Here is a 19,763-nt window from a genome sequence, read left to right on the forward strand (position 1 = left end):
TGGAATATGAAAGCGACAAAACACGATCAATATTCCAGCGGTTATATACCCAGAAGCTCCGCAGTTACTTTCAGCGGCGCGTCAATCATTACTATCCGTTAATCAGTATTGGGCTGGGCCTTGGCAACGTCTTCTGCCTCATGGGCACTTCCCTTCTCTTGCGGCGACATCTTCATCCAAGAAATGAATAACTCATACCAAATGGCCAAAACCACCGCACCAAGGAAAAGTCCGATAATACCAGCTGAAATCATTCCGCCAATGGCACCAATCAATATGACGGGCATTGGGACGTCGACTCCCCGTCCCATTAGCATAGGTTTCAGTAAGTTATCAGACAACCCGGCAAGTAGCACCCAAACAGTAAATATAGTCGCCGGGGTAGTATCCATATAAGAGAAAACGTAAACAATAACAGGTAACACAATCAATAGCGCCGGCAATTGGGCAATGGCTAAAATGAAAACAACAAGAGTGATCAAGCCTGCCGCCGGTATTTTAAACACAAACATAGCAAGACCAATCAAGACTGATTGAATGAAGGCAACGCCCACGACCCCCAACAAAACACTTCGTATTGTTGCCGCTATCAAGCTAGCCCATTCTTCACCATGTTTACCAACAACCCGAACTGATACAAGCCCAACCGCTTTGGCCATCGACTCTGAATGCGCCATAAAACCAGCAGCGATCAACAAAGAGATAATAAACATGACAACTGTTGCTAAGCCACTACCTAATGCGCCAGCAAAAGCCCCCACTGCCGCTTTTATTTCTTCTGAATATTTCATCAGAGCTTGTTCCATATTGGTGGCAAACAAAGCCCAGGTACTATGTAGCTTCTCTCCCACCATCGGGATTTCAGCAACTCTTGCTGGAGGTCCCGGTAGTTTGACCGTTTCGCTTTGCAAAAAGTCGGTCAGTCCAACGACACCATCGAATATAGATCCCATTACAACCACTAACGGCACGACTAAAATGGTGATCCCTAGAAGAGCTAAAATAGTGGCTGACAATCCCCGTCGCCCTTTCATTAACCCCTCCAACTTGAGGGTTAGCGGCATCAACGCCACCGCTATAATTGCGCCCCAAAGCACAGGAATAACAAACGGTTTGATAATGTCATAAGTCCACACGATCAAAATAACTAATAGCCCGATCCTTATTGATGCTTCCAGCATATTATTGATAAATATACTGCTCTTTTGCTTTTCAAGTTGTTTATCCATCGTTGTTTTCCTGACTGTTTTGGCTGGCACCGACCAGGCTGGCTACCACAATTGCCATATAGAACACGCCAGCAGTCGCTTCTAAATACACAATGACCTGCGCAACGGGTGAGATTGGGCTCATGTCGCCGTAGCCCAGCGTAGTAAGAGTGACAAAACTAAAATAAGCGGCATTGGAAAAATTATCTCCCCAGTTTTTAGCCTCCAGACCAGTGAATGACTCAGGGGAAAATTCCAAAATAAGCAAATAGGCAATGGCCCACATTAAGCCAAGGAGTAAGAACAACGCCAATGAGCCAACGACTTTATTGTTATCTATGCTGCCAGTGAAAAGGATTTGCCGCATAATAGATTTGAACGTGCCAAAGAAGAAACTCAGCATCAGTACCAACATGGCTACATCAATTTGTTTGAAATCAAACAGCTCTTTGACAACTACCAGCCCAATCCATACAACAGCAAGGCTTAGCAAAAAACGATACCACCCAGAGTCAAATCGTAAGCTCATCAAGCAAACAAGAAACGTCAGCAAGGTGATCCCCTGCATTATCTTATCCAACCAAGTGACATGCAGTACCTGATCAAGTGACGAGCTCACCAGCAAAACAATTAAAGCGATCGTGAGGTAGTAAAAATTATTTTCTTCAGTGATTTTCTTACCCATTTCCCCTCCTAATCCGACTATTGGGTGTGCTCTGATTCTGGATCCTGTTGCTCTTCCATCACCATAATCGATGCGGTCATACCGAAACGCAGGTTCACGCCTTCAGGCAATGTCGATAGGGTGATTTTTACTGGTATACGTTGTGCCAGACGGATCCATTGAAAAACAGGGTTCACGCTTGGTAATAAGTTATAGCCCACAGCACCGTTTTGTGGGGCGATCCCCCACCCGACAGAGTCAACTACCGCTTCAATCGGCTCCTCTGGATAAGCCATCAAGGTTACTTTTGCCTGATCACCTATGCTGATATTAGATAGCTGGTTTTCACGGAAATAACCGAACACCCAAAAGCTATTTACATCAACCACGGCGAGTAAAGGCTGATTAGCTACTGCTTGTGTGCCTTCGCGAATATCCAAGTTAGACACATAGCCATCAACCGAGGCGAATACTTGGGTAAACTCCATATTCAATTTAGCTGCGCGTAACTTTTGCTCAGAGACTTTGATTTGGATAAGCGACTCTTCATAAGAAATTTGCCGGCGGGTAATGTCTTTCAACGAGACCGCCCCTCTATCTTTTCGCTGAATATCAAGCAAGCGATCTAGTTCAATTTTCTTACCTTTCGAGCTTATTTTCGAGCGCTCAAGCGAGGCTTCAGCTTGTGATAACGCTACCTCATATGTAGTGGGATCGATTTGAAATAACAACTCCCCCTTGCGCACAAATTGATTATCAACAACTGGCACATAAACGACAGGCCCTGAAACCCGAGGCGCCACCTTGACAATGTTGGCACGGACTTGACCGTTACGGGTCCACGGGTTGTCGAAATATTCTTGGTATTTCTGATAACCATAATAAATGGCACCACCAATAATGATGAAGTTCAGCGCAATAACGAATAGCTTTTTTATACTCTTCATATGCACACCTAAAATTGAATAAAGTAAGCATCAATAGCAACGGTATAGAGCACCGTTATTGCCAAAAATGTCATCGATGGGTAGGCAATCAGCCGAGATAGTCGCGTTTTATTTAAAATCACTACCGTTATCCAAGTCGCAATCACAGACAAAATGATGACAAGTAAAAAGGGGGAGTAATACACATCTCCCCAGGACATTTCATGCGGCACTTCCATTATGGGCCTCCAGGATAACTCTGCTTGGCCGGATCTATCGGCTCGCCAAACGGTGACACGGCTTTGGGAACTTGATTTGGCGACAATATGGGAAGCTGTGTTTCATCCAGCATCTCCCCCCAATCTGTCCGACTTTCCATTTGCGAACGTAATGCATCATTGAGGTATGGCCGACCGGTTTCAGCTTCCCACCCACCTCCGAGTGATTTATAAAGCGCGACTACTTGATTGGCGACATTCCCCTTCACAATGGCGTAAGCATCTTCACTTCGGGTCATCTTCTCGAGTGAATTGAGCAAACGCTCAAAACTAATCTGGCCATTTTCATACTGAGTCAATGAGATGTTGTAAGCCCGTACCGATGCATCCACAGAACGGAAGGCAAGCTTCTGCTGATATTGATTAAGCTGGTATGACTCAAGGGCATTCGTTACCTCCTGCACCGCCAACAACACCTGCTTGTTGTAATTGGTCAATGTCTCTTGGAACCTAGCGTCTTGAGCGCGAATAGTACTTTTCACCCGTCCGTACTGAAAAATGTTCCACGAGAAGGTAGGGCCAAGAGAGAGATTTAGAGAGTCACTAAAACTGAAATCATTGCCAGCAGGTACAGTACTGTTGAGGCCAATAACTCCGAACAATGAAAATTGCGGATACAAATCAGCTTCTGCAATACCAATTTGACTGCTCTGTGCATGAGCCTGTAATTCTGCAAGCTGAAGATCCGGGCGGCGCAATACCAAACTGGCATCGACTTGTGTACTGATTGGCAAGGTAGCAGGAATCAAGGAGTATTGGTCGTAATCACTGGTTAGCCTGTTACTCCGCGTCCCCTCATATTTATTGTCGAAGGCTTTTATTTTGGCATTCACTGCTGGGCTATCCAGCATCACTATCGCTTGTTCCGGCAAAATACCAAGTAGCACTGCAATGGCATTACGCGATTGCATCATGCCGATTTTCAAACTTGGGAGTGCCGACTCGGTGTTATACAGCTGGGTTCTTGCTTGCTGGACATCCAACTCCGTCACATTACCTGACTCATATTGAATTTCGGTAATCCGCACCACGCGACGCTGAATTTCAATATTACGCTCTGATAGCAGCACCCGCTCTTGGAATGCTCGGTAATTGATGTAATTTCGAGCGACTTCTGAAGTAATGGTGACCAAAATATCGTGATAGGATGCGATTGACGCATACAAGGTTGCTTCAGCGGACTCGACGCCAAGCACATAACGCCCCCAAACATCCAGCTCCCAAGCGGCGTCGAAGCTCAACGAAGCATTATCAAAGGTATTTTCGTTTTGGTAGATTTTTGCCACACTACCCGATACATTTTGCCGCTGAGGATATTGAAATGATTCGGCGACACCGACGGCGGTCCGAGCCTGGAGGATTCTGAGCCCAGCGGCCTCTAAGTCGAGGTTTTGTTGGCTGGCTTTTTCCACTAGCTCATTGAGTACTGAATCATCAAATTGCTGCCACCAGCGCGCGGTTTTGTTTTTACTCTGCTCAAGATCCGACGAAGACCATGATGTGGGCAACGTTGCTGGAGCAACACCTTCAAATTTCGGGCCTAATACCGTACAGCCTGACGTAACAAGCAAAGATAACACTGTTATGCAAACGCTAATCTTACTCACCACGCCCTGCTCCCTAAAACCGCTTCATCGACAATTCTTTCCAAACAATCTCATCACTCACCTGCTTACAATTAAGCAGTGATTCGAAAATATTTTTCTTCAAGTTTAGAAAGATATAAAAACCTGCAATGTCTGAATTTGAATACTTCTCCAATTCGAGATGAGAAAAATACTCATCAAGTCGAGCTTCTAAGTCTTGGTAGTCTTGCTTTAAATGCTCGACTTCCGCTAATTCCACTTTCCATAAAGCCTGTGACAATGCAGGGATCACCATATCTCTATTGCCTTTTTTGGCTTGTATCAGTAATGGGTTTTCATCCAGCTTTTTACGCGCCTTAATTAATATCATCAGGTGATGGTGGAATAAATCACATTGCGTAATGTAAGCATTGAGTTGCTCAGAAGTCACTGATGGATAACCATCTGCTTTAAATTTCGCTCCCCACACCTGCATTTTTTTTAGTGCCACCACCATCGTAGTAATACGCCAAACCAACTGAATCTTATGCCAGATTGACAACTGGTCGACTTGCAGCAACCGGATCACACCTGTTGCATGGCGGAAAAAACGCTCCCTGAAAACGAGTAGCAGGTGCTCTGGACGGCTCGAAAACGGTAAATAATAGGAGATCACCACAGACAACACCGTCATGTAGAACAAGGTGATAATCGTGAGGGTAATGCCGAAATGGTAAACCATGCTGTTATCAATACCGAGGGTGAACATACCTAGCAAGAAGAAGATAGTCACCGGTCCTTTGAGCACATAAAAACCGACAAAGGTATAAATAAAGATAAACATAGCCAGTTCTGCGCCTAGAGTTAATTGCGGCAAGAGAAAAACATAAGCGGGAACAGAGAAAACAAACCCCAGCGTAAACAATATAAATAACATTACTGGGTGGAAGGGCATAAAAGAGAGAATAGACACAAAGAGTGTACTGAAAATGACAAAGTTATAACCACCTGGCGGATTGAACTGAATCCAAAATGCGCCTGCTATCCAATAGGTCACAAATGTCTTTATAGTCGACTTGGCATTTTCAGCGTCCCACCAATTAAAATTGGGCTTAGCTTTTAATGGCGGTAACTCAAAATCGACGGTTCCGGTGAGTGAATCAATACTGCTGATACAACTTTCGAGCTTGGCCAGTCGCTCTCGCAATTGATTGAACAAATATCCTGAAGATACCGCCTCTCCTCGATAAAGGTGTCCCGCTTGCTTCAGTCTTTCTCCATCATACTCAACAGGATCCAGCGACTGGGGAGAGTGTGCAGCTTGTATTTCCCATGCATTAGGAAGCCTTTCGAATAATTGGATCACCTCTGTGCGTAATTCATCAAAGCCCCGAAGGTATTCTATCGGGTGCCCTCCTGACCGCGAATGATCTTTGGCAGCAAACAAAAGTAATTCCGTGATCTGACCATACAACGCAACCGTGCCATCCCACTCTTTTTTATACGCCGATACTGCACTGCACTCACTGTTGAGAGTCTGGTACCTTGCTTCAAAGGCTTGTTGAGCGGCAAATAACGCCTTACTGAGATCAGCTAAGGTTGGTGCTTGCTCTTTTTCTTCGGCCTCTAAAAGATCTGAGGTATCAGCGCTATCCAAAGTATCTAGGTTATCTGAGTTAACCGCTTCATTTTGAGACGACTGTTGCTTTGGCGGGGCGCTCATTACTTCAAACAAGGCTTTTTGCGCAGAAGCTAAATTATCGCCCAACTGGCGAAGGTTTTGTTCTACCTTTGGCGGAAAAAGAAAGATACCAACAAGGGTATAAACAACAACCCCGAACACCGTCATAAAAGTACGGTCAATACCGTAAAGAAAAGCGCCCTCGGCATCACCCCCGTTGTACATCATAAGGATCATGACACCAGTGAGCATAAACAATGTCGGGTCATTCAGATAAGCTGAACGGATATAGAATACGATCACAACAACAAGGGACACCATCAACATATACAGCAAGCGATCCTGAGCGAATAGCCCGACTAACAGCAAACCAATAATGCCACCCGCAATTGTACCGAGTACTCGCAACGTCCCCTTTGCCATGGACTCTCGGCGGCTACCTGTTGATGCTATCAACATCACAGTCGTTGCAGCGGTTGAAGGTTGTGTCCACCCCAAAGCCATAGGGATCATGTAGGCTAATGTAAGACTAGTGGCGACACGGAAGGCAAACTTGAACTTATCATTCAGACAAAAAGGGATTAACCAGTTTCCCAGCTGGAAAACCAATAGCTTGTCTCTGATACGAAGTACCTGAGTATCCGCTTTGCTCACCATACCCCCTAATATTAGTAATTATGCCCTTGTAGGCATAATTACTAATGCTAGGATAATTTTGGTCACATGTAGCAAAAAATTGTCTTATCTATCGGATTGTTAGGCTTCTATCTCCGTTCTTACCTGAGCATTACCCAAAAGCACAACAGTAAAAACGACCTTATAACTGTATCAGTTCCTGGGGTTTAGAGAATAAAAAGGCTGGCGCATGAGCTTCCAATTCCATTTTAGAACCATAACCCCAGAGAACACCCGCTGACTTTAAGCCATTCTTATTAGCAGCAGTAAGATCGACATAGCGATCACCGATCATCAAGGACTGATCTGTAATCACACCTTGCTCCTTGAGTGCCTGCAGCTGTTGCCACTTCTCTATTCCAACATCACCACCGTCGACAAACTCAAAGTGATCAAGTAGATCGAATAACGCTAAAATTTTACATGCAAAGTCAACTCGCTTAGATGTACATACCCCTAGGCGATATTTTCCCTCCGATTTCAGGGCATCGAGAGTTTCACGCATGCCTGCATAAAGTCGATTCTCCGAATAACCAATATCGGCATAGCGTTGACGAAAGGTAGCAACAAGCTCAAGGATCAATGATGGCTGCTTTGATTCAACAATATTCATGAAGATTTGATCGAGAGGAGGCCCAATATAGCTGGCAATCTCATCTTCACATCGTGCTTGATAGCCATGGGCAGCTAACGCATGATTCATAGAGCGCACGACTCCCTGCTTGGGATCGCTGATAGTGCCATCTAAATCAAAAATCAATGTATCAAACAACAATGTATCGCGTTTCATTCTCTCTCCCTGAAAATATCATTACCCAGCTGACGTCTTTTGTAACCCGATACAAAAAGCCCCAGCAATATACTGAGGCATTTGATTATTTATTGGTTATCGAAGGCTCATCTATGGGCTCTTTTACCAGTGGCGGTTGCTGAAGTGCATTAACCGCATTAAGTAATAGCTTCACCGCAGGTAACATTCGACTCTCATCAATATCAAAGTCACCATTATGATGGCCTGCCGTTAAATCCGAGCCGACTAGGCAATATATCGCCTTACCGCCACGGGACTGAACGCGATCAACTAAATATCCCGCATCTTCACTGGCGCCAAAATCTTTTTCTCTAAGCACTTCGGTAAATCCACTATCAGGACCAACATACTCGAGCAATTCAACCAATTCAGGATCATTTTCAAGACCAATCGCTTCGCCTTGGGCGCACAGCTTTACTTTTACCCCATGCATCAAGGCCGCTGCTTGGGCAATATTTTCTACCTGCTGGAACATATAGGAATTAAGCGCACGATTCTCACCGCGAGTTTCTCCCAATAACACCGCACTGGCCGGAATCACATTACGCCCATCTCCCGCATGCATCTGCCCAACGTTAATACGGGTCATACCATCACGGTGACGTGGAATTGCTAACATTTGGCTGACAGCAGTACAAGCCGCAGCAAGAGCATTTTGCCCGGCGTTTGGTTCAATGCCTGCATGTGCTGGTTTTCCTGTAAAGTGAAGATCAAACTTGGAACTACATAGAAAATGTTGGGGATCGCAAACCAGCGTACCACTTGGCACATTCATCCCAATATGGGCAGCAAAGAAATAATCAACATCGTCAAGCCATCCACTCTCTGCAATGGCTTTACCCGCACGGCATCCTTCCTCAGCTGGTTGGAAAAGTAACTTAATTTTGCCTTTCAGCAAATGCTTGTTTGCAGCCAACACCTCAGCAACCCCCAAACCAATAGAGGCATGGGCATCATGACCGCAAGCATGGGCAATACCTGAAGCAAGAGAAGCGAAGCCAAGAAAACGCGGGCGGTGAGCGTCTTCTTCACTTTCCATCACTTCAACCGCATCAATATCAAAACGAAGTGCAATCACCGGACCTGGCTTTCCCGTGTCAAGCACCGCACCGACACCAGTGATCCCATCCATGTGAGCAAGATAAGTGATATCTGCTCCCCAGCTAATTGCCCGCTCCTGTGCTTCTGCAACTAGCACTTCATTACGCCCCATGATTGAAGAGCGCGAAATGATCTCATCACTAAAATGCAGTGAGTAGCCAAAATGTGCAAGGTGGCTAGCGATACGACTCGTCGTAAAGAATTCACGCCACGCGGCTTCCGGGTAGCGATGAAACTCCCGGCGATGATTCATTAAGCGCTGCGACAGCGTCTGTTCGTCGAAATGCAAGTTACTTAACACCTTTTCTTCCTAATAATCTTTTACAGAGCGCAGTTTAATAACCGGTCAACTCCATAAATCCTTGTCCTGTGTGGCTTCCTGTAACCGTTATTGGTCCTTCCCAATACGAGAAGATGAAGGGAAGCCATTGCTCCTTTCGGACCGCATCCACTTTAAGTTCTATTGCCTTGGATGGTACTTTAATCGTCCACACTACGGGGTACGTTTTATCCCCATGATGGGTAAATGAAAACGGTGATAACTGAATATCTTCAGCCGCCAGTGCCTCTGTATTACCATCAGGCCAACTTAACGAGCCAAAATAATATGGTCGGGCATCTTTTTCCCTGATCTGGTACAGCATTAATGCACTTCCATCATCGAGGTGGATGGAGAACCAATCCCACCCTATCTGATTGTCTGAAAGGCCACGACTACTCCATTCGCGATCATACCAAGCATCGCCGGAAACCTGATAAAGCTTACCATCAAGCTCCAACTTGCCGTCTACCGTCAAAAAAGGTGCGCTAAAATAATAAGAGGCAATATCTTCCGTAGCATGTTTTTTACTATAGCCTTGATCACCCTGCAGAACGATACCACCGCTTTGCTGAATCGCTAACTTACCCGCCATACCGCTTGGGTCAGCAAATGTGAGCATCCCCGGAAATGGCGAATCAGAATAAGAGCGCCACTCCCAGTTATCCAACCAAGCGCGATAAGGCTGCCCCAATACACCTGCCTGCCCAATCCCGCCACGAGCAAAACGCTCTGCTGACCACGTTTTATTTTTACTGGTCACCACCGCATGTGCCATATATCGCTGCGGACTTTCCCATCCCAGCCCTTTTTCTGTGACCGATCGGGACCGGAACAAGGTCCACTGAAGACCAAATTCTTCCCCGTCATCTGACTTGAGGTTTGCGGTCAGATACCACCATTCTGTTTTAAACTCAGGGTGAGGTAAGTGGTCACGAGGAAACTGAAATTGATAACCCGGCATAACTTGCGCGAACTGGTCATTGTTTTGTCCTGACATCATCGCAACAGAGGGGTTTTCCCTCTGATCGGGCCTATCGTAGCTCAACATAAACAAGACGGTGCTCAACGTCAGTATCGAAATGACAAAATACCAACGAGGAAACTTGTTTCCCTTCATCAGAACGACTCCCTAAGTGACATAATGGCCGACTGCTTCACCAAGCGCCATACAGGCCAAGCTCCGGCAAGCAACAACACCAATAACGCCGAGCCCAAAGAAAACAGATAGTTTGTTGGGAAGTACTCAATAGGCATAGTCCAGCCAAACGAATATTTAAGCACTACATCAATTAACAACTGAGCCAATACCAGCCCGAGCGGTAGAGCAATCAATGCCGTCAACAACCCAATAACGAGCAACTGGCCACCTCCGAGCAAAGCAAGCTCGCGTCCAGTCATTCCCATACAGCGCAGCAATGCAAACTGACGAAGGCGCGAGGTTTCGCCCGCCACAGTAGCAAAGAACAGACCGCATACAGCCACAAACAAGGTCAATTTCCCTAGGGTTGCTGTTACGATAAAGGTACGATCAAAGACGTTCATCGCTTGAAGCATCAATTCGTTATTGTTCCGGATCCGTTCGGGTGGCAAGCGGAAGGTTTCACCCAGCGAGCGGATCATATTATCGGCCTGTGAATGGTCTTCAAGATGAACAGCCAAACTGACTTGGCCTTTATGCGGCCATACCGCTTTCCAGCGTTTTTGAGACAGAATGACCTGACCATGCGGATTACCATAATCATAGAAAATCCCAGCAACAAGCCATTGTTTATTCAGCGGAGGAGGAAGGTCCAGTACTTGTCCCGGCTTGATATTCTGCTTTAGCGCCATCGACTCACTGACCAAAATAGCACGTTCATGGTGGAGCTTCTGCCAGTAATTGGGAATCGCAACTTTCACTGCCAAGGCCTGTTTCTCATCGGCAGTACCACCAATACTAACAACTTGCAGTGTACCAGCTTCCGTTGGCAGCATCTTGCGCCATTGCCACCAAACCTGTTTCACTTCATCATGATTTTCCAGCCATTGTGTCATTCTCGGTGCCATGCTGATCGCAGGGCGAATATAGATATCAGCAGCCAATCGCTGCTCTAACCATGTTTGAGTAGTATTCCTGAAACTACCCACCATGGTTTCCATCCCGATATTCGATGCCAACGCCAGCATAAACGCCATAGAAGCAACACCGCGATAACTCAAACTAGCAGCAGCATCAGAAAAAAACCATCGCAGACGAGCAGAACGCACTGCATTTCCCAACACTCGGAATAGTTGCCACAACAGGAATGGCATAACCAGAGCCGAAGCGATCAGGATACAAGCAATCAAAACAAATCCGGCTTTTTGGCCATGCGGCAACTGATACACCGCAAAGGCAGCCCCAATAAACATACATGAGAACACAGCTTGCAGCGCGAACTCTCGCCCACTAAACCTAACCAAAGACATCCTAGTCGACAAACGTGCAGGCTGAGTCCTTATTAAGCGTATCAATGGCCAACCACAGGCCAACAAGCACCCACCAACGGCTATCAATACCGAAGCTAGGCCCCATTCCCATTGCCAGCGTACAACGAGGCTGACATTCGCCCCATAAAGATCATTAAGGCTTTGGGCCACCGATGGCAACAGCTTCTCGGCCAGTAATAAGCCAAAAAGATTACCACCGACCAGTCCGACAATAATCCAAACTATCAACTCAACACTCAGCGCGCGTACTAATTGCCCTGAAGAAACACCGGCTTGTCTCATTAACCCTACTAATGGCTGGCGCTGAGAAAATGACAGTGACATAGCCTGGTAGAAAATAAATAGCCCTACCACAAAAGCCAGCATCCCCATGGCAAATAAGTTCAAGTGGAATGCATCAGTCAGTGGCTCTAGACCCGCAGTTTCTTGCTTCTCAAGCTTCAGCGCTGCTGGTAACTTATCTTCAAGCCGACTGAGTGTTTGAGCGTCCAAATCACCACATAGAATAGAGGTCAACCCTGAGCTTGGCTGCAACTGCCTAAGCAGGGCCATATCTGCGATGAGTCTTGGTCCTTTAATCCTTTCTTCATTCAACACATGCAACGGCCCAATTTCTTTACCTGACTCCAACAGTAAGGTCTGGCCGTCTTTAAACCCCATGTAGTTGGCAAGTTGGTCTCCCACCAGTACAGGGTATGGCGGTTGCATTAATGACAGAATTTGCTCTTGATTTTCAACTCCCGCCATCGTGTTACGGCGAAAACTCGAGAACAGAGCGATTGGGTCAATACCGACGAGTTCGACACTGCGGCCGTTTTCCAACGTAATCCGTTGTTCATCAAGCGGTACACACTGGTTGAAGCCCTCGCGACGAAGCTGGATATAAAATCCTTGTGGAACTTTCAGTGCAGGCTGGCTGTGACGAATACGATAAGGAAAAGGGTTGGAAAAAAGAAGTTCGCCATCACGATAGCTTTCTCTGGCCTGCTGGTTGACCCCCATCACCCCGACAAGCAAGGCAATACCTAGAGTCAAACCCAACCATACAAGGACAATTTGAAGTGGGTGACGCTTGTAATGCCCCCAAAGCGCTTTAGCTACGGGGCTGGACATGCAACAGCCCTCCTTGCAGGCGAATACAGCCATTCATATGCGTGGAAACCTGCTTACTGTGCGTGACTAACAGCAACGTACAGTGCAATTGTTTGGTCAGGTTTACCAATAAGTTAATTACGGCAGCTGCATTTCGTTCGTCCAAACTGCCGGTTGGTTCATCCGCCAGTAAGATTTGCGGCTCCATATAAAGGGCTCGCGCAATAGCTGCACGTTGTTGTTGCCCACCCGACATTTCTTCAGGGTAGCGCCCCAACAGCGGCATTAAGTCCAATGCGGCTATGATTTGCCGCCAGAGTGCAGGCTTCTCCGGTAATCCCTTTAGCTGTCGGCAAAAACGGATATTATCAGCAGTAGTCAAGGTGGGTAGTAAATTGAATTGCTGAAAGACCAACCCAATGTTGTTACGACGAAAAGCTGTTCTCTCTCGTTCTGAGATGTCATGTATTGGCTTGTCACCTAACCATACTTCGCCAGAGTCGACGGAATCCAAGCCCGCAATAAGGTTTAATAGCGTACTCTTACCCGAACCACTTTCACCCATGAGTGCCAGTTGCTCGCCCTGCTTTAAATTCAGCTCAGCGCCTTGCAAAACCGAATGGTATTCATCGCCATCCATGTAGCCTTTGCAAAGGTCGACCAGTCGTAACATTATAATCCCCAGAGATAGGAAGTCTTTGAACTGAAATTTACAGTAAACTGATTGTTCTATAAAGCCCTTTAAAGAACATGGAGATGAAATACAACAAACACACCACATCAAATCAACATTTCAAGCAAACCCCCTACGCAGCTCTCACAAAAAGAAACTAAATAATACCAATTGCTGTTATATTTTAGTGTAAACCCTACTTACTATAAGTTGCAGGGAATTGCTGCTAATCCCAAGGTAAGTATCCAAGCGAAACAATCACCCTTCGACACGGAGCTGTAGTTTATGGAACAAACAATTTTAGTTGTCGGCGCATCAGGTTACATCGGCAGTCACCTTGTGCCCGAATTGGCTAGCGCTGGCTACAAAATCAGAGCCACTGGCCGCAACTTAAAATTGTTAGAAAAACGCGGGTGGCAAGAAATAGAAAACGTTACTCTTCATCAATTAGATCTCAATGATACCGAAAATTTACCAGAACTTCTTGAGGGCGTAGACAGTGTTTTTTTTCTCGTTCATGGTATGAATCACGGCCATGACTTTATAGATATTGAGTTACAAGCAGCGCAAAACTTTAGTGATGCCCTAAAAGATTCTGCCGTAGAACGCGTTATCTACCTGGGTGCTTTACAGCCATCTGATGGCGAACCCTCCGCTCACCTACAAGCCCGAAAAGCGACGGGCGATATCCTCAGGGAAAGCGGTAAGACCATTACAGAATTACGGGCAGGTATTATTGTCGGCCCAGGCTCTGCTGCGTTCGAAGTGATGCGAGATTTTGTTTTTCACTTTCCGCTTCTCATCACTCCTAAATGGGTGTATTCCAAAAGCTCGCCAATCGCACTGCGTAACCTGCTGTACTATTTATTGCAGTTACTGCACTTCAAGCCTTCTCGTCATCAAATCATGGATGTGGCTGGCCCAGAAAACATTACTTACGCCCAACAGCTAAAAACGATCGGTCGGCATTTAGGAAAAGAAGCACGTATCTTATCTGTTCCCTTCCTAACTCCCAAGTTCGCTGCAAGGTGGCTGCATTTAGTCACATCTGTTCCCACCAATATTGCCAAGGCGTTAATCGGTGGACTCGGACATGATCTACAGGCAAATGGTACTGCCCTGCAATCTCTAGTCCCCCAGCACCTGTTGAGTTACGAAGAAGCCGTGGAAGAAAGCCTTGGTCATGAAAATGAAGTGGTCAGAAGTGATATTTGGGGCTTTGACCCAGATGCCCTCGCTCGCTGGCAACCGGGTTACGGCTATTACCCCAAACAGGCTGGATACAGATTGAAAACCGACGCAACAGCTGAGCAGTTATGGCAGCAAGTCCAGCTAGTCGGTGGAAAAGAGGGGTACTTCTATGCCAACTACTTGTGGCGGATACGGGAATGGATGGACTTTGCTATCGGAGGAGATGCACTCAAGCGTTATCGTCGGGATCCCGAACAACTAGAACTAGGTGACAAAATTGATTCATGGAAAGTAATTAACTTAATGCCAAACCAATTTTTATCCCTGTTGTTTGGTATGAAGGCACCAGGATTGGGCCGCTTAGAATTCACCATCGAAGATAAAGGTGACCACCGCGAAATCGACATCCGGGCCTGGTGGCACCCAGCAGGTTTTTCAGGTTTACTCTACTGGTTTGCCATGATGCCTGCCCATCTTTTCATCTTTCGAGGGATGACACATGCACTCGTAAGGCGCTGCCAAGCTAAAGCACAAGAAGGAAAAACCGAGACGATATAGGGGTGGCTTTGGTTTAGCTTTTTCTTTGCACTAATGTCGGTTTTATCCGAACTACCATATTTACTTCGGCTTTGCCTTGCCATACTTCTTCCAAACAACGATAAGCTTGCTCAGCAATCTCCAAAACGGGCTGAGCAACCGTTGTTAACTGATAACCCTCCCAATCTGACTGAGGCACATTATCACAGCCTACGACACTCAACTGGTTAGGGATCGTCAAACTGATATCCTGCCGGCAACAGTCCATCAAGCCAAGGGCTAATGCGTCTGAGGCACAAAACACTCCCTGTAACAGCCGCAATGTCGATTGTTCTTTCTGCGTAATTTGATAACCAGCACTATAGCCATATCTTCCAGCCTCTAGCCGAGCAACTTTATCGATCCCATGCTTATAAAGAGTATCGATAAACCCCTGAAAACGTTCGGTGGATGCCTGACCATCGGCTCTACCCGCCACAAAGCCAACACGAGAGAACCCTTTTTCAATAAAGTAATGCGCAGCAAGTTGACCCGCCAGCCGATTATCCGTTTGCACGGAAGGGTGCTGTCCGGCGGGATCTGAACGTCCAAGGGTAACCAAGGGCAAAGATAGCTTCTGGCACTGAGCAACACTTTCTATTGGTAGCGATCCCATCACGGCGATCACCCCATCCACTTGGTAACCCGACAACCTCATCAGTGCCGCATCCAAGTCTTCAGCTTGCTTGACATTAAGCAGCATTGGCTGCTTACCGTGCTTTTGCAGTACCGACGAAAGAGTTTCGAACAAGTAGGATTGAAAAGGATTTGAAAAATCACTGATCAGTATCGCCACTAAGTGAGAGCGGGCTTTCTGTGCTGGCGTACTTAACGTTCTGGCAAAAAAATTAGGTTGGTAGCCCAATTGCTGAGCTGCCAACAATATCTCATCCCGTTTAGCCGCACTAATACTGGCTCCTTCGGTAAATGCACGAGATACCGCTGAACGCGATACCCCAACATGCTCTGCCACATCTGAAGCTGTAACCTTCTTATTCATGAATGACTAAAGACTCCCTAGTCTCATTTTCTTTGTAACAATAACCATCTTCAGCGACGTTCAGCCCCATTGTTTTTTCCACCTCTTTAACCAAAATTGGCCGACATTTCGGATCAATATGGTACAGCCACCATAAACTATTATGCTTACGGGTATAAGACTGAATTTCCTGCCAGGCTCCATGGCTGCCGTGAACCATTAGCGTCTCGCATTCTACAAAAACCCAATCTGACTGAGCCGCGAGTATGCGCCCTTGCTCCAATAGTTTCCCGTCTCCGGAATAGAACAATTTCTGTCCTGCGGACCTCGTTAACTGCAGACTACGATTGGACACGGCATGTTGCGTCGGGGCGGTTTTAACCAACCAAGGTCCAATACGGTTTACTTCATCGCTATCTTGCCAAATAAGCTCAAAACCTAACCCATCTAACGGCCAATATGCAAAATCAACCAGAGGCTTAAGCACTTCCCATTGCGCTTTTTGAGCGACAATAGTCATCGGCTTTTTCCGACCTTTTGCATCCATCCAATTGAACAGCGTTGTTAACCCGGCACAGTGATCTGGATGACTGTGGGTTATATATATTGTGTCTAACTGTTCAGGCTCGATCAGGTGCCCTATTAATGCCTTTGGTACCCATGGGCCACAATCAATCAACAACGAATAGCTATTTTCCTGTATGAACAAACTGGCGTTGATCCTATCACTATCGTAAGCATCCCCACTGCCAACAACATAAAATGAAAAATCATGCTGCATTGGCAATGGCCTTCGATTCAATGCGTTGTTCTTGATGATCAAAAAAATGACTTACTGATTGTGATAGATTCAGCGGTAATTTGTCACCTTGCTCAAACCGCTGATCACTCTCAACAACAAAGGCTTCGCCACCGAGCTCTCCGTAATAAAGACGGGCATGCCCCAATGGCTCTACGACTTTGATGAGCATTTCGCAGTCATAATCCTGCGGACATACTGACACTTGATTCGGTCTAATGCCGACACTTTCCGTGCAATCGAAAACCTTCATTGTCGGCACTAGACGACTCAAGGTATCAATGGGTAGGAAGTTCATCACTGGCGTACCGATAAAAGCGGCAACAAAGCGATTAACAGGCTGATTGTAAAGCTCTTCAGGTGTCCCAACCTGTTCAATTTCTCCTTTGTTAAGTACTACTATTTTATCAGCAAGAGTCATGGCTTCTACCTGATCATGGGTAACATAGACCATTGTTGCATTCAGCTGCTGATGAAGTTGCTTAAGATAAACACGCATCTCACCACGCAATTTTGCATCAAGGTTAGACAAAGGTTCATCAAACAAAAACAGCTCAGGATCGCGAACAATCGCTCGACCAATGGCAACACGCTGTCGCTGCCCCCCTGACAATTCTCCGGGTAGCCTTTTCAAGAGCGCATCGAGTTGAAGGTGCCCTGCCGTCTCACTGACCTTTTCAGCAATCTTGCTTTTGTCTGTGCCTGCCATTTTTAATGGGAAGCCCATGTTCTTCTCTACCGTCATATGCGGATATAGTGCATAGGATTGGAACACCATAGCCACTTCACGCTCAGACGGGTGGATACCGTTTAAACATCTACCGTTGAGCTTAATCTCACCGCCACTGATGGATTCCAGGCCAGCAATCATTCGGAGCAAGGTAGATTTTCCGCAGCCTGAAGGACCGACAAACACAACAAATTCGCCATCATGGATATCTAAATCAACCTTAGGTATCACCACATTTTCACCGTACGCTTTCGTCAGGTTGTTAATTGCTAATTTAGTCATCATCTTATTCTCTTTATTTCAAACCCATCGAAAAGCCACGCAACAAGTAACGTTGCATATAGCCAGCCAGTGCCAACATTGGCAACGAAGAAAGAATCCCTACCGTCATCAGTTCGCCCCACGCGGTACCGTCTTCGGTCATGAAGTTGGAAATGAACAGCGGAATGGTAAATTTATCCGGCGTGTGGATGAACAACAGCGAAAATAAAAACTCGTTCCAGCCAAGGATCATGGCAAATATCGCTGTCGCAACCAGCCCCGGAGCACACAGCGGAAACACAATATATGCCAGACGATTAAATAAGTGGGCCCCATCCATTGCCCCTGCCTCTTCAATTTCAAGGGGAATATCACGTATAAAGCCCAACAACATCCAAATACAAAACGGTAAGGTATAAACCTGATACGCTAATACTAGGCCTAATTTACTATTAAGCAGCCCAAGTTGATTCATCAGTGAATACAAGGGAATAGCAACTACAATCGGTGGCATCATTTTGATGATCAACACGAGTAGCAAGAAAACATTGTCCAGCTTGGCGGGAAACTGGTAACGCACCAACGCATAAGCAGCAAAGAAAGCGACAATGACAGACACCATCGTCGCCGACAGTGAGATCAATACCGTATTACCAATTAAGGTTTGCACATCGCCCGACCAAAGCGTGCGGAAAGCATCGAAGCTTATCTGGGATGGCAGCAAGGATGCACCTGACCGCAAAATTTCACCAGGGGGTTTAAACGCGGTGCCAAACATCCAGATAATAGGTAATAAAAATAACCCGACTGCCAGCCAAACTAATGTTGTATGAATATATCGACTCATGCCTTCCCTCCTTGCAATGCTTTTCGGGCGTAAAATAGGGTCATCACCATGGAGATAGCTAACATAACTAACGCAGCAGCGCTGGCCATACCAAGATTGAAGAATCTAAATCCATATTTGTAGACGAACATAGATAAAGTCTCGGTGGCATTTCCCGGGCCGCCCCCTGTCATCACATAGACTTTGTCGAATAACTTGAAGGTATCAATAGAGCGAAGTAATAGTGCTAACATCAACTGCTTTTGCACTAAGGGGAAGGTGATATAAACAAAACTACGCCACCCCTTTGCACCATCAACCATTGCCGCTTCCCCAATATCTTTGGGAATCGACTGCAAGCCAGCCAAGATGATCAAGAACGCCATTGGCGTCCATTGCCAAGTATCAACCAAGGCGATAGCAAACAAGGCTAAATCGGGATTAAACAACCATTCCTGAGCGGGTAGCCCGATGGCCACAAGAGCGCTATTAAGAAGGCCAAAATCATAGTGATACCATGAGCGCCAAATTGACGAGCAGACCAAAGTGGATAACATCATCGGGTAAATGATAATGGGCAAAGCAAACTTGCGCCCTGGGAACTGCCGCTGAAACAACAACGCCAAGTAAAGCCCTAACAAAACCTGAGCTGTGGAAGCGACCAAGGTAAAAATAAAGGTATTCTTGATAGCGGATATAAAGAAAAAATCTTTCAGCAACTCGGTAAAGTTTGCCAAACCAACAAATTGATAAGTTTGGTTTGCGTAATCCACCTCTCCGAAAGCGTTATAAATCACATTCAAAATGGGATATACAGTCAACAGTCCCAAAATAACCAAGGCCGGTGCTAGTAACAGTCCTAACTGTTTACGGTTCTCAAATAACATAGTGAAATCCAAAGACTCGCTGTCTCAGGCATCTACCCAAGGCAGCGAA

General features: G+C 46.1%; 17 protein-coding genes. 1 reads left to right on the forward strand and 16 read right to left on the reverse strand.

Translation table 11 applies throughout. The features are described 5' to 3' along the window. Window positions 1-98 precede the first annotated feature (98 nt). The 11 genes from ACVA58_RS04500 to ACVA58_RS04550 all read right to left on the reverse strand — a co-directional run bounded on the left by ACVA58_RS04500 (window position 99) and on the right by ACVA58_RS04550 (window position 13,465). Entirely contained in the window at window positions 99-1,229 is a 1,131-nt protein-coding gene (locus ACVA58_RS04500) for an AI-2E family transporter (protein ID WP_446509241.1), read from the reverse strand. Further along, a complete protein-coding gene (locus ACVA58_RS04505; protein WP_446509242.1) occupies window positions 1,222-1,893 on the reverse strand; it encodes a potassium channel family protein in 672 nt (223 codons plus the stop codon). The genes ACVA58_RS04500 and ACVA58_RS04505 overlap by 8 nt, the downstream gene beginning before the upstream one ends. Before the next feature lie 17 nt (window positions 1,894-1,910). Further along, window positions 1,911-2,810, reverse strand: coding sequence for an HlyD family secretion protein (locus ACVA58_RS04510; protein ID WP_446509441.1), 900 nt, complete (start codon window positions 2,808-2,810; stop codon window positions 1,911-1,913). A 17-nt stretch (window positions 2,811-2,827) separates the two neighbouring features. Beyond that, window positions 2,828-3,031 carry a DUF1656 domain-containing protein gene (locus ACVA58_RS04515; protein ID WP_082008569.1) on the reverse strand — a complete coding sequence of 68 codons (204 nt, stop codon included), beginning with the start codon at window positions 3,029-3,031 and terminating at the stop codon, window positions 2,828-2,830. 5 nt (window positions 3,032-3,036) lie between these two features. After that, on the reverse strand, window positions 3,037-4,683 hold the full coding sequence (locus ACVA58_RS04520; protein ID WP_446509243.1) for a TolC family protein: 1,647 nt from the start codon (window positions 4,681-4,683) through the stop codon (window positions 3,037-3,039). A 13-nt stretch (window positions 4,684-4,696) separates the two neighbouring features. After that, the gene (locus tag ACVA58_RS04525) at window positions 4,697-6,892 is read right to left on the reverse strand and encodes an FUSC family protein (protein WP_446509442.1); all 2,196 of its coding nucleotides are present in this window, start codon (window positions 6,890-6,892) and stop codon (window positions 4,697-4,699) included. Window positions 6,893-7,139: 247 nt separating this feature from the next. Beyond that, a complete protein-coding gene (locus ACVA58_RS04530) occupies window positions 7,140-7,787 on the reverse strand; it encodes an HAD family hydrolase (protein WP_446509244.1) in 648 nt (215 codons plus the stop codon). A gap of 85 nt (window positions 7,788-7,872) precedes the next feature. Next, window positions 7,873-9,210 (reverse strand): amidohydrolase, encoded by a 1,338-nt coding sequence (locus ACVA58_RS04535; RefSeq protein ID WP_446509245.1) that lies wholly within the window; start codon window positions 9,208-9,210, stop codon window positions 7,873-7,875. Between the two features lie 34 nt (window positions 9,211-9,244). Then, on the reverse strand, window positions 9,245-10,348 hold the full coding sequence (locus ACVA58_RS04540; protein ID WP_446509246.1) for a lipocalin-like domain-containing protein: 1,104 nt from the start codon (window positions 10,346-10,348) through the stop codon (window positions 9,245-9,247). Then, window positions 10,348-12,813: an ABC transporter permease gene (locus tag ACVA58_RS04545; protein ID WP_446509247.1), complete on the reverse strand. Its 2,466-nt coding sequence runs from the start codon at window positions 12,811-12,813 to the stop codon at window positions 10,348-10,350. The genes ACVA58_RS04540 and ACVA58_RS04545 overlap by 1 nt, the downstream gene beginning before the upstream one ends. Continuing rightward, window positions 12,794-13,465, reverse strand: coding sequence for an ABC transporter ATP-binding protein (locus ACVA58_RS04550; RefSeq protein ID WP_446509248.1), 672 nt, complete (start codon window positions 13,463-13,465; stop codon window positions 12,794-12,796). Before ACVA58_RS04550 ends, ACVA58_RS04545 begins: the two co-directional genes overlap by 20 nt. A 285-nt stretch (window positions 13,466-13,750) precedes the next feature. Here ACVA58_RS04550 and ACVA58_RS04555 point away from each other — a divergent pair, with 285 nt between their 5' ends. Continuing rightward, window positions 13,751-15,214, forward strand: a complete 1,464-nt coding sequence (locus ACVA58_RS04555) for a DUF2867 domain-containing protein (protein ID WP_446509249.1) — start codon at window positions 13,751-13,753, stop codon at window positions 15,212-15,214. A gap of 13 nt (window positions 15,215-15,227) precedes the next feature. On the opposite strand, the gene ACVA58_RS04560 is transcribed toward ACVA58_RS04555, so the two are convergent. The 5 genes from ACVA58_RS04560 to ACVA58_RS04580 are packed head-to-tail and all read right to left on the reverse strand — an operon-like array spanning window position 15,228 to window position 19,714. Continuing rightward, on the reverse strand, window positions 15,228-16,232 hold the full coding sequence (locus ACVA58_RS04560) for a LacI family DNA-binding transcriptional regulator (RefSeq protein WP_446509250.1): 1,005 nt from the start codon (window positions 16,230-16,232) through the stop codon (window positions 15,228-15,230). Beyond that, a complete protein-coding gene (locus tag ACVA58_RS04565) occupies window positions 16,225-16,992 on the reverse strand; it encodes an MBL fold metallo-hydrolase (RefSeq protein ID WP_446509251.1) in 768 nt (255 codons plus the stop codon). The genes ACVA58_RS04560 and ACVA58_RS04565 overlap by 8 nt, the downstream gene beginning before the upstream one ends. Further along, window positions 16,982-18,022 carry an ABC transporter ATP-binding protein gene (locus tag ACVA58_RS04570; RefSeq protein ID WP_446509443.1) on the reverse strand — a complete coding sequence of 347 codons (1,041 nt, stop codon included), beginning with the start codon at window positions 18,020-18,022 and terminating at the stop codon, window positions 16,982-16,984. The genes ACVA58_RS04565 and ACVA58_RS04570 overlap by 11 nt, the downstream gene beginning before the upstream one ends. Window positions 18,023-18,035: 13 nt before the next feature. Continuing rightward, window positions 18,036-18,848, reverse strand: a complete 813-nt coding sequence (locus tag ACVA58_RS04575) for a carbohydrate ABC transporter permease (RefSeq protein ID WP_446509252.1) — start codon at window positions 18,846-18,848, stop codon at window positions 18,036-18,038. Beyond that, window positions 18,845-19,714 (reverse strand): carbohydrate ABC transporter permease, encoded by an 870-nt coding sequence (locus tag ACVA58_RS04580; RefSeq protein ID WP_446509253.1) that lies wholly within the window; start codon window positions 19,712-19,714, stop codon window positions 18,845-18,847. Before ACVA58_RS04580 ends, ACVA58_RS04575 begins: the two co-directional genes overlap by 4 nt. Between the last annotated feature and the right edge of the window lie 49 nt (window positions 19,715-19,763).

The organism is Photobacterium sp. DNB22_13_2, from assembly GCF_052873915.1.

Coding starts and splice junctions, on each gene's coding strand:
- ACVA58_RS04580 (WP_446509253.1), bottom strand. CDS start 19,714: ATGTTATTTGAGAACCGTAAACAGTTAGGACTGTTACTAGCACCGGCC.
- ACVA58_RS04540 (WP_446509246.1), bottom strand. CDS start 10,348: ATGAAGGGAAACAAGTTTCCTCGTTGGTATTTTGTCATTTCGATACTG.
- ACVA58_RS04570 (WP_446509443.1), bottom strand. CDS start 18,022: ATGACTAAATTAGCAATTAACAACCTGACGAAAGCGTACGGTGAAAAT.
- ACVA58_RS04555 (WP_446509249.1), top strand. CDS start 13,751: ATGGAACAAACAATTTTAGTTGTCGGCGCATCAGGTTACATCGGCAGT.
- ACVA58_RS04500 (WP_446509241.1), bottom strand. CDS start 1,229: ATGGATAAACAACTTGAAAAGCAAAAGAGCAGTATATTTATCAATAAT.
- ACVA58_RS04560 (WP_446509250.1), bottom strand. CDS start 16,232: ATGAATAAGAAGGTTACAGCTTCAGATGTGGCAGAGCATGTTGGGGTA.
- ACVA58_RS04505 (WP_446509242.1), bottom strand. CDS start 1,893: ATGGGTAAGAAAATCACTGAAGAAAATAATTTTTACTACCTCACGATC.
- ACVA58_RS04575 (WP_446509252.1), bottom strand. CDS start 18,848: ATGAGTCGATATATTCATACAACATTAGTTTGGCTGGCAGTCGGGTTA.
- ACVA58_RS04530 (WP_446509244.1), bottom strand. CDS start 7,787: ATGAAACGCGATACATTGTTGTTTGATACATTGATTTTTGATTTAGAT.
- ACVA58_RS04565 (WP_446509251.1), bottom strand. CDS start 16,992: ATGCAGCATGATTTTTCATTTTATGTTGTTGGCAGTGGGGATGCTTAC.
- ACVA58_RS04545 (WP_446509247.1), bottom strand. CDS start 12,813: ATGTCCAGCCCCGTAGCTAAAGCGCTTTGGGGGCATTACAAGCGTCAC.
- ACVA58_RS04550 (WP_446509248.1), bottom strand. CDS start 13,465: ATGTTACGACTGGTCGACCTTTGCAAAGGCTACATGGATGGCGATGAA.